Origin of the sequence: Kitasatospora sp. NPDC057500 (genome assembly GCF_042802195.1) — a bacterium.
Taxonomy (GTDB): Bacteria; Actinomycetota; Actinomycetes; order Streptomycetales; family Streptomycetaceae; genus Kitasatospora.
In genome coordinates, this window is the sequence record NZ_JBHVER010000162.1 from 1 (window position 1) to 10,250 (window position 10,250).

The 10,250-nt window shown below is 70.3% G+C and carries 7 protein-coding genes; 2 read left to right on the top strand and 5 right to left on the bottom strand.

Features of this window, described 5'->3' with window-relative positions; all coding sequences use genetic code 11:
- Nucleotides 1-639 precede the first annotated feature (639 nt).
- The 3 genes from ACFU74_RS27570 to ACFU74_RS27580 form a co-directional block, all read right to left on the bottom strand.
- Nucleotides 640-1,086 (bottom strand): hypothetical protein, encoded by a 447-nt coding sequence (locus ACFU74_RS27570; protein WP_380761446.1) that lies wholly within the window; start codon nt 1,084-1,086, stop codon nt 640-642.
- A gap of 59 nt (nt 1,087-1,145) precedes the next feature.
- Nucleotides 1,146-1,910, bottom strand: a complete 765-nt coding sequence (locus tag ACFU74_RS27575) for a hypothetical protein (RefSeq protein ID WP_380761448.1) — start codon at nt 1,908-1,910, stop codon at nt 1,146-1,148.
- A gap of 239 nt (nt 1,911-2,149) precedes the next feature.
- Nucleotides 2,150-2,737 (bottom strand): TetR/AcrR family transcriptional regulator, encoded by a 588-nt coding sequence (locus tag ACFU74_RS27580; protein ID WP_380761450.1) that lies wholly within the window; start codon nt 2,735-2,737, stop codon nt 2,150-2,152.
- 72 nt (nt 2,738-2,809) lie between these two features.
- On the opposite strand from ACFU74_RS27580, the gene ACFU74_RS27585 reads away from it, so the two are divergent.
- A complete protein-coding gene (locus ACFU74_RS27585) occupies nt 2,810-3,640 on the top strand; it encodes a class I SAM-dependent methyltransferase (protein WP_380761452.1) in 831 nt (276 codons plus the stop codon).
- Nucleotides 3,641-3,958: 318 nt separating this feature from the next.
- Here ACFU74_RS27585 and ACFU74_RS27590 read toward each other — a convergent pair whose 3' ends face one another.
- Entirely contained in the window at nt 3,959-4,501 is a 543-nt protein-coding gene (locus ACFU74_RS27590) for an Imm1 family immunity protein (protein WP_380761454.1), read from the bottom strand.
- A gap of 6 nt (nt 4,502-4,507) precedes the next feature.
- Nucleotides 4,508-8,593: a polymorphic toxin-type HINT domain-containing protein gene (locus tag ACFU74_RS27595; protein WP_380761456.1), complete on the bottom strand. Its 4,086-nt coding sequence runs from the start codon at nt 8,591-8,593 to the stop codon at nt 4,508-4,510.
- A 340-nt stretch (nt 8,594-8,933) separates the two neighbouring features.
- On the opposite strand from ACFU74_RS27595, the gene ACFU74_RS27600 reads away from it, so the two are divergent.
- Nucleotides 8,934-10,250 (top strand): trypsin-like serine protease (locus ACFU74_RS27600; RefSeq protein ID WP_380761458.1); only part of this gene is annotated, 1,317 nt, incomplete at its 3' end.

The window sequence follows — 10,250 nt, forward strand, 5'->3', positions numbered from 1 at the left end:
TCCCGGTCTGGTCATCGCCCCCTTCCTGGCCGACGACAACCCCGGCGTGATCGCCATCACCGACACGGAGGAGCCGTACGGGCCACCTGAGCCGATCCCGTTCCCGGTCTGGGTCAGCGCCGTCGGCGCCTGATGTGGCCTCAGACCTGAACCCGGCGGCCAAGCTTCGATGAGACAAACCCTCACCAGTCAAAGTTCGGTGAGACTGGTCAAACTTCGTTGAGACAGGTCACGCTGTGACCTTTGACAACTGACCTTGACCGTTTGCCAAGCGATCTTGACCGTCGGTAGGTTCCTGCCACCTGATCTTGATTAGTGGCGGGGAGGCCCGGCGGTGGAAGCCGGCGTGCGGGACTGACGGCCAACCGGAAGCGGTTCAGCAGGTCCTGGCCTCGTGTGATGGTCCGACGGCGGGGAGTGTGTTTGATGCCCAGTGGACGGTTGTCGAGGAGGAGGACCGGGTCCAGTGGAGGCTTGACCCGCTCGTGGGTGTCGGCCCGCTGAGGTTCGGCATGGGGTACGAGGAGCCCTCATGAGGCATTGGGCGGTGGGCCTCACTTCCAATCTCCGCAGCCCGGCGGCCGACGGGAGACAGTTCTGTGCTCTCGAAGAGCTCGAGGGAGTCTCTGCCTTCGAGCATCACATGGTGACGCCACTCGCGCTTGAGCGGGTCGGGTTCGTTCGCTGGGTAGAAACTGCCATGGACGACCGCCTCCGCACCCACGAGGCCTCCTCGCGGGCTGCCGGACTGTCGAGGACGACAACGACGTCTCCGGGGTTGAACGGGGGTGGTGTGGAGGCTTCTTCCTCTCCTGCCGTGGCGCCGCGGACACACGGGTGCAGGAAGACGTCGTCCTTGTGTGAACGTTCCCATGCCGGCCAGTCACCGTCCTTGTCCGGGTTCAGCCCGAGAGCGTGCATGCAGTCGGTGGCGGAGGTGAGGGGAACCAGTTCGACCTCGACAAGAAGGAGGGCCGGAGTCCGCCGGTAGGGGCCCCGATCGGTCACCGTTACACGGCCGTGCGGGGAGAGGGTCGCGGCGATGGCCCGGATCAGGTCGACGCCTTCCTCGTTACCCGCTTCCACTCAGAGATTCAGCCAGATGGGGCGGTGAGGGGCGATGGGCACCGTCGGTTTTCTCCACATCAGAGGCAGGGGACGCGGGCTCGGGTGGTGTAGAGGGCGAAGGCAGACTCGGCCATGCCGATCGCCAGGTCGGTGATGACCAGGGCGGCCTTCGTCGAGCCGGTGGACCTGATCCAGCTGACATCGCCGTCGGTGGCCATCGTCTCGCGGTCCAGTACAGCTCGGGCGTGTTCCCCTCCGCCGGGGGTGTGCGTGCCGGCCGTGCGCACGATGTCGCCGTACCCGGGCATCTTCAGCTTCCCGTTCGACAGCTCGCTCTGCGGTATGCCGGCCGCGCACAGCAGGTCCTTGACCCGTTCCTGGCGTTCCTGACGGCCCTCCAGGGCGTGGCCCAGCAGCGTGGCCTTCGCCTCGCTGCTCTTCAGGCCCGCGAGATGCATCCGCAGGCAGCGGTGGACCCGCTCGCGGCGCGAGGCGGGGGCGAGCAGCCGCACAGCCCGCGCGGCGTTCTCCAAAGCGGCCCTCAGCAGAGTGAACGGGGCGTGGGTGGGCAGCGGCATCTCGCGGTGGCCGTCGTTCTCAGTGCCGCTCATGAGGGCGGCCAGGGCCTGGAGGTGGTCGACGGCCACGACCAGGGCGTGGTGGGCGCTGTGGGAAAGCCGGTGCGGGCCGGTTCTCGCGTCGTCGGCGAGCGCGCTGCCCCGCCTGGGCCTCCCATCCGGCCTGGGGCCGGCGGTGCGTTCGCCGAGCGGCGCGGCGCGCTCGAAATCGCGCCGCAGGGCGTGCAGGAGGACCGCCTCGTCCACCTCGTCGGGGATCGTCATGGCCGCTCAGGGCAGGGCCCCGTCAGGCGGTGATCCAGCAGTTCGCCGCCCGCACCGGACCGGCTCCACACCCCGGCCCGGTGCCCGCCCTCACAAGTCCGCCGCCGGCGTTCAGCTGGTCGAACGGACCAGCCTCCTCGCAGCCACTCCCGCGGGCGCCGCTCTCATCCACGAAGCAGAGCACCTGCTCAGCCTCCTGGAGACGGTGGAATCCTCGGTCACCTGACTGGCGGCCCGACCTACGACCGGGGTGGCCGCAAGGCGCCGGTGATGACGGTGGCCACCATCTTGCGGACGGCGGCGGTCTGCGGTGGGGCGCTGGTCCGGTCGGCGAACAGCAGGTGCCCGGCCCCGACGAGGGTGGGGGCGAGTGTGTCGATGTCGGCGTCACCGGCCAGGCGCCCCGACTCCCGCTCGGCGGTGAGGTATGCGGCGATCATGGCGGTGCCTTGCACGGCCAGCGGGATGCCGGTCAGACCGGCCTCGCGCAGCCGGGCGCGGAGGCCGTCGCGGAAGGTGATGAGCGCGACGATTGCCACCGTGACCGGACCGAACAGGCCCTGCAGCGCGTCGGCGAGGTTGTCCACCACGCTCCCGGTGCCGGCGGCGGCACGCAGAGTCGTGGTTCGGTCCTCGATGCCGCGGACGCGGTCGAGGACCAGTTCCGCCAGGAAGGCGTCGAAATCGGTGAAGTGCCGGTGCAGCACGCCCTTGGCGCAGTTCGCCTCGTCCGTGACCGCCCGGCTGGTCAGCGCGCCGGGACCGTCCCGGAGCAGGACGCGCTCGGCGGCTTCGAACAACTGGCCGCGCACGTTGTGGATGTGCACCCCTGACGGCATTGTCTCCCTTTCCGCGCCGCCCGCCTTAACGAGTGGGCAACCGCCCACTAGTGTGGGCACATGCCCACTTTATCGCAGGGACAGCCCGCCGAGCCCGGGCCCGAGCCCCACCGCCACCGGCAGACGGCCGAGTCGTTCGGCGTCGGCGCCGAACGCTACGACCGCGCCCGACCGCCCTATCCCCAGGCCCTGGTCGACAGGATCGTCGCCGCGAGCCCCGGTCGGCACGTCCTGGACGTCGGAGCCGGGACGGGCATCGAGGCCCGGCAGTTCCAGGCAGCCGGCTGCACGGTACTCGGTGTCGAGCCCGACGAGCGGATGGCCGCCTTCGCACGACGCAGCCGCATCGAGGTCGAGGTCTCCAGGTTCGAGGACTGGCAGCCCGCCGGGCGGCATTTCGACGCGGTCGTCGCCGGCACCGCCTGGCACTGGGTGGACCCCGTCGCCGGCGCGGCCAAGGCGGCCCAGGTGCTCCGGCCCGGCGGCCGGCTCGCTCCCTTCCACCACGTCCCCCAGCTCCCGGCCGGGGTGATCGACGCCCTCGCCGAAGCCCTCCAACGGGTCGCCCCCGACTCCCCGTTCAACCCCGGCCTGCTGAGAGGATCGGCCGTGGACGCATACCAGCCGCTGTTCGCGAAAATCGCCGACGGGATCCGCCGGACCGGCAGCTTCAGCGAGCCGCAACAGTGGCGCTTCACCTGGGAGCGCACCTACTCCCGAGACGAGTGGCTCGACCAACTCCCCACCTTCGGCGGCCTCACCCAGCTCCCCGCAGACGAAATGGCGGAGGTCCTGGACAGCGCCGGAACCGCGATCGACGAGCTAGGCGGCCACGCCACCATGCCCTACACATCCGTCGTGATCACCTCGACCCGCTCCAACACGGCCTGACCGCCGCGAACGTCGGGCGTCGCCGGGCACGGGCAGACCGCTGAGCCCGGCGACGCCCCCGGGGAAGCGGGGCAGGCTCTCCGGCTCCTCGCACCGGAGCCCAGACCAACGGTCCGTCCCGGCGAACGGCGCGATCGCCAGAGATCAGCTGACCGTCCCGCTGCTAACGCAACGTGGAATCCAGAGTTCCAGCAGGACTCGCTGCTAACGGAGCGGCTCAACCTACAGCGTGGACGGTCTCCTCTGGGTGCGGGATTGTCCTGCTCCGGGGCCGCCGACTACACGGCTCCGGAGCAGGGCATCTGAAGGCACCCCTCTCTAGAAGGGCGTTTCCTCCTCGTCGAACTCCCAGATGGGAGGCCGATCGTGACGCTGTCCGTCCGCATTGCCAAGTGTCCATGAGATGCACTCTGGACGTTCGCCCGTTCCCGTGCGGGCGAACTCCTCCAATGCGGCTCTCACCTTGCTGATGGGCAAGGTGCTGGCACGATCATGGAACAGAGGGTATCCAGTGTCTGAAACCACGCGGGGGTCGAACTCTGGCGGCTCGGGGTTGTCGGAGATCCATACATGCTCAAAGATTCCTCGCTTCAGCGGGTTGCCATCTGCGAGGTACCAGATCAGCGCTCCGAACCCGGTTTCCGAGTTCGCGGACACGAGCAGGGTACTGTCGCCCTCGCACCCATCGCTGAGGGGGCTTTCGGCGAGGCAGAACACGGCCATGGTTCCCGGCGCCAGGAGATTGTCACTCCTTTCCTGGTACGGCTTCAGTGCGGCAAGGGCCATGTCGATGAGCGCGGTGGCATCATTCCGGCTATCGGCGTGACGCCACTGCATGTCGTATCTAGCATTCAGCACCATGCCAGACTATCTCTTCCCCCGGGGCCGCGCCCCCCTCAGCGGGGGCGCTTTCGTGGTTTTTCCATTGGAGTCCTTGTACCAAACGACTAGCTCTTGGTCGTCGTAGAGGATCTTCGGGACGGTGATCGGGCACTGGTTGGAGCAGACGCCATCGGCGTTATTGATGACGATTTCCATTCTGTTGAACTTTCGATCGGTGGAGTTGCTCATCAGCCAGGCGAGCCTGGTTTCAAGGTGTGCCGCTGCCGGGTGATTAGGAAAACTGGTCGGCATGCCGTTTTCGGCCAGGAACTGGGTGATGGCAGCCGACCGACTTTCACTGTGGCCACTGTTGATCTTTTCGGCGAATTTTTCCAGCCCACCCTTGCCGTCGGAGAAGAAGACCGTTCCCTGAGTCCGGCCGTTCGGGTTCGTCCGCTTGTCCAGCCCCGCGAGGGCTTCTTCGATCTGCTTGGGGCAGTTGTGGGTGAGCAACGGGGTGTCGCCTGCGAGCACGTGGTAGGTGTGCAGGTCGGCGACGGCGAGGTTGTAGGCAGGGGCGAGCGCGGTCCAGTGCCGGACGGAGGCCACCAGGACTGCGGTGCCGGTGTCCGTGCGCAGAGTGTCGCCCGGACGAATGTCCGCAGCGTCGGTCCACTGGCCGAGAGTCGGTACCCAGAAGGGGTGGTGGTCGGTGGCGGTGACGGCAGACTGCGTGCCGTTGGAGGCCGTTATGGTCAGTTCGGTGTAATCGCGGTCGTCGGGGGTGTAGATGACGGCTGCGACCGTGCGCGGGCCGGATTCACCGGTAGTGGGGTCAGCTGCTGCGACCTGGTCGCCCGGCTGGATGGTCTCAATGGGGCGGTTGGTGCCGTCGCCCATGAGGACTCGGGTGCCGCTGGGAAAGCTGTTGAGGCACGGGGGCAGGTTCGGCTTGGGCTTCTTGCCCCAGGGCCACTTGCTCTTGGCCCAGTCCGTGATGTCGTCCGCGACTCCGCTGAGCTTCTTTCCCCACTTCACACCGACGCTGATGTAGCCGACGAGAGGCACCATGTTGACGCAGGTCAGGATGGTGTCGAGGCCGTCGGTGTTCTTGTATCCGCCGAAATACTCGGCGGATGTCCATACGCAGTTGGTTCCGTCAGCGGCCAGGTCGCCCACGATGGGGAAGAGGCCTGCGACATCCAGGGCGCCATGCCCAACGGTGGAGACGATGTCGTACCAACTCAGGCCTGGGGCTCCGCCCACCCCTTGTTGGGGATTGACGGCGGCAGCCCACATGGCGTCGTCCTGTTGCTGGACGAGTGCGGCCTCCTGCTGAGCCTGACGAGTAGCCTCCTGGAGAGCAGCAGTGGCGGTGGCGCGGGCTTCGTCGCGGCTCTTGCCGGCGTTCTCGGCGGACTTGCGGGCGGCAGCAGCGGCGGCGTAGGCGGTGGTGGCGGAGGCGCGTGCCGCCTTGGCCTGGGCCTGAGCCCAGATTGAGGAGCGCTGTGCCGAGCCGGCGCTCTGTTCGGCGCGGGACTGTGCGGCCCTGGCGGTCTTGGCGGACTGGGCCGCCTGGTCGGCGGAGGTCTGGGCGCGGTCGGCGGAGGTCTTGGCCTGCTGGGCGTAGGCGGCGGCCTGCTGGGCGGAGGCGGCGGCCTGGGCGGCGGAGGCGTTGGCCTGGTCGGCGGCTCCGGCGGCGGTGGCCGCTGCCTGGGCTGCGGTGGCGGCGTTCTGCTGGGCGAGGGAGGCGACCTGGTTGGCGCCGGCGATGGCGTTCTCGATCGAGGCGACGTGGGTGCGGGTGACCTCGTCCTTGGCCCGGGCGCGGTACTGGCCGGTCTCAAGGAAGTTGACGATGGCCGGCAGCGGGCTCTCGTTCGCCATGTGGGCGGCGATCTTGAGCTCGGCGCCCTCGGCCTCCATCAGCTGCGAGATGACGACCCGCTGGTCGCTCTCCCTGGCCGTGTACTGGCCCTGGTTGATGAAGCCGGTGACGGCCTCGATGGTGTTGGTCTCCAGGGCGGCGTGCGCGGCCTGCTTGACCCTGGGGCCGCCGCTTTCGGCGAGCTGGGAGATCTTGACCCGGTACTGGCTGAACGCGGCCTGGTGCTGACCGGTGGCCAGGAACGCGGCGACCTGGGCTCCGTCGCCGGCCAGGGCGGCGGTGGCGGCGGTGCGCACGCTCTCGTAGGGGCTGTTCTCCGCGATGTAGCGGGCCTGGGTGCGGTCGTCCTGCTCGGCGGAGGTCTTCCACCCTTCCGTGACGTAGTCGACGACGGCCTCGTCGTTGCCAGCGAGGGCGTACTCGGCGGCGGCCTTGCTCCAGGGACCGCGCACCTTCAGGGCGGCGAGGGCCATCTTGCGCCCGGCGGTGACGACGGTCAGCGGGTCGGTGCCGGGCTGTGATGCCAGCTGGGCCAGGCGTACGGACTCCTGGTCCAGGCGCAGGGCCTCGGCCTTGGCCTCGTCGGCCGAGCGGCGGCTCTGCTCGTAGGCGACGCCCAGGTCCTGGGCGCGGGCGACGCCGGCGTTCTCGCGCACGGTGCGCTCCTCCGCCTCGCCGGCGAGGGCGCCCTGGTGGATCTGGCCGGCCTTGGCGACGGCAGCCGTCGCCGCGTCGGCGGCCTGCCGGGCGCTTTCGGCGTGGGCGGCGGCCTGCTGGGCGGCGTTGGTGGCCTCGCCCGCGTGGGCGGCGGAGTTGCGGGCCGACTCGGCGGCGCGCCCGGCGCGGGCGGAGGCGGACTCGGCGGCCTGCTTGGCTTCATCGGCGTAGCCGGCCGACTGGCGGGCGAGGGCTGCGGCGGCGGTGGCGGAGCGGCCGGCCTCGGTGGCGTCGCGGCGTGCGGCGGCAGCGGCCTGCTTGGCCTTGGTGGAGGAGGCTCCGGCCTGTCCGGCGTAGGTGCCGGCCTGGTCGGCCGCCGCGGCGGCGGCGTTCACGTTGGCCGTCGCGGAGGCGGCGGCCTCCGCGGCGACGGCGGCCTCGATCGCGGCCTTGCCGGCCCGGTCGGCGGCCTTGGCCGCGTAGCCGGAGAGCCTGGCGGCGGTCTCGGCGCCCTTCGCGGCGTCCTCGTCGACCTTGGCCGCCGCTGCGGAGTTCAGCGCGTGGGTGGTCGCCCGGGCGGCGCCGACCGCGGCGGCGGCGGCCTGCGAGGCGGCGGCCGAGGCCACCCTGGAGGAGTTGTTGGCGCGCGTCGCGGCGGCGGTGGCCGCCTGTGCGGCCTCGCCGGCGCGCTTGCCGGCTTCGGCGGCGCGGTCGGCCGCGGCCGAGGCCCGCGCGGCGTCGCCCTGGGCGGCGAGGGTCTCGGCGGCGGCCTGGTCGGCTGCCTGCTTGGCCAGTTCTGCGGCGGCGACCGCCCGCTGGGAGGCGTCCACGGCGGCGTCCTTCTCACGCACCGCCTGGTCGCCGGCCGCCTCCGCCTGCTTCACCAACTCCTCGACGGAGGCGTGCTCCTGATCGCGGGCGCGGGCGATGTGCTGGCCGACCTCCAGGAAGTCGCGGACCTCCTCCAGACTCCCGTCGAAGGCGACCAGCGCGGCCTGCCGGGTGGCGGGGCCGCCGCTCTCGGCGATCTGCGAGACCCGTACGCGGTCGTCGCTCTCGCGCAGCGTGTACTGGTTCTCGTTGAGGAAGGCCCGGATCTCGCCGATGGGCTTGCCGGTCAGCGCGAGGGCGGCGGCCTTGGTACGCGGACCGCCGGTCTCGGCGATCTGGGACACCAGGACGCGCTGGTCCTGTTCCAGGGGGGCCTTCCAGCCCTCCTTGACGAAGGCCTCCACGTCCTGGTCGCTACCGGCGAGAGCGCTCTGGGCGGCGGTGCGAAGGCGCGGGCCGGCCGCGGTGAGGATCTCCAGCGCGGCCTGGCGGTTGTCCTTGATGCCGGAGCGGGCGAGCTCACCGCCCGGGTCCGTAGCGGCGCCGAGGAACAGCCGCACCTGGTCGTCCCCGCCGACCAGCGCGAGCTCGGCGGCCGCCTTGACGGAGGGTCCGCCGTCCTTCCACTCCTGCAGCACCCGCCCGCGTTCGCTCAGCTGCGGCACCACCGGGGGCGGGACCTCGTCGGCCGCGACCGGGTTCGCCGAGACCAGCGAAGCCAGCAACGCCACCGGCAGCACGGCGCGCCCCAGCAACCCGACCCCGGACCTCCTCCCGCGTGTCCTCGCCCGTCCTATTCGAAAACGCACGCGACAACCCCTTTCGGAGAAATGAAAAGCAAACAGGAGCAGGCAGTTCCCCTGCGGAGGAACCGCCGCGACCATTACCGCCGAACCGGACAGAACGTCACAACAGCTCGCAATAAGGCCTACCACCTGCACATACACCCGTTCGACGGCGCAGCGATCGTACATTACGATGCGTCAATTGATCGAGATTCAAAGACTTTTGCGAAGGCAAAGCAGACATTTCAGCGCAGTTCTTCTTAAGGCAGTTCGAGTCCGTTCTTCCGGACAAGTCCGAAAGGATCACGCCATGAAGTCCCGTGCACGCTCGCACGGCCTGTCCGCGGCCACGGCTGCGGCCGCTCTTGTCCTGGCCGCCACGAGCGGATGGACGGCGGCCCCGGCCGCGTCCGCCGACACCACGCCCCCCGTCGAGATCGCCCCGGCCGCGACCGAGACCTTCGCCTACCCCGGCGCCGCACGGATCCTCGCCGACCGCGGCATCACCCTCACCCGCGGCGACGGCGGCATCACCCTCACCGACTGCGCCAACGGGAACTACCAGATCAAGCTCGGCGCCATAACCTCGGACCCCTCCGACGGCGACACGATCTGCTTCAACGCCCCCGGCGCCGGCGGCTACCTGGCCCTCACCATCCCGGACGCCTACCGCATCAACACCTACGGCCGCTCCATCCGGGCGAGCCTGACCACCAACCAGGGCCCCCTGGAGACCGTCGACGTCGCCGCCAACGCCACCAAGGGCATCGGCGAATCACTCGACCCCAACAGCCACGCCGTCGTCCTCGAACTGCGCATCACCGGCACCAGCGCCGCCTTGCCCGCCCCCCAGCCCACCGACCCCGCCCTCGCCCACGTCGCCAAGCTCAACATCGGCGACGGCAAGCGCTCCTGCACCGCCGCCCTGGTCGACCGCAACTGGCTGCTCACCGCCGCCAGCTGCTTCACCGACAACCCCGACAACCCGTCCACCGTCACCGCCGGCGCCCCCCAGGACAGGACCACCGCCGTCATCGGGCGCACCGACCTCACCAACACCGCCACCGGCGCGGTCGTCGAGGTCGTCGGCCTCGTTCCCCGCCAGGACCGGGATCTGGTGATGGCCCGCCTGGGCACGCCGGTCGACGCGATCGCTCCCGCAGCCCTGGCCACCACGGTGCCGGCCACCGGTGAGAGCCTGCGCGCACCCGGATTCGGCCGCACCGCCACCGACTGGGTCCCCACCAAGATCCACACCACCACCCACACCACCGGCACCCTCACCGACACCACCCTCGCCACCGACCCCGCCACCGGCCAGGCACCCGTGTGCCAGGGCGACGCCGGCGCCCCGCTGCTGCGTAACACGAACGGCACCACCGAGATCGCCGCCGTCGCCACCCGCTCCTGGCAGGGCGGCTGCCTCGGCACCGACCCTGCCGAGCTCCGCACCGGTGCCACCAGCACCCGTGTCGACGACCTCGGCTCCTGGATACAGCAGGTCGCGGCGCTGGATACTCCCCTCGCGGGGAACTGGGACGGCGCCGGCCCGGACAACGTCGGCATCTGGCGCCCCTCCACCGGCGAGTTCCACCTGCGCATGGACGACGGCAGCAACGTCAAGGTC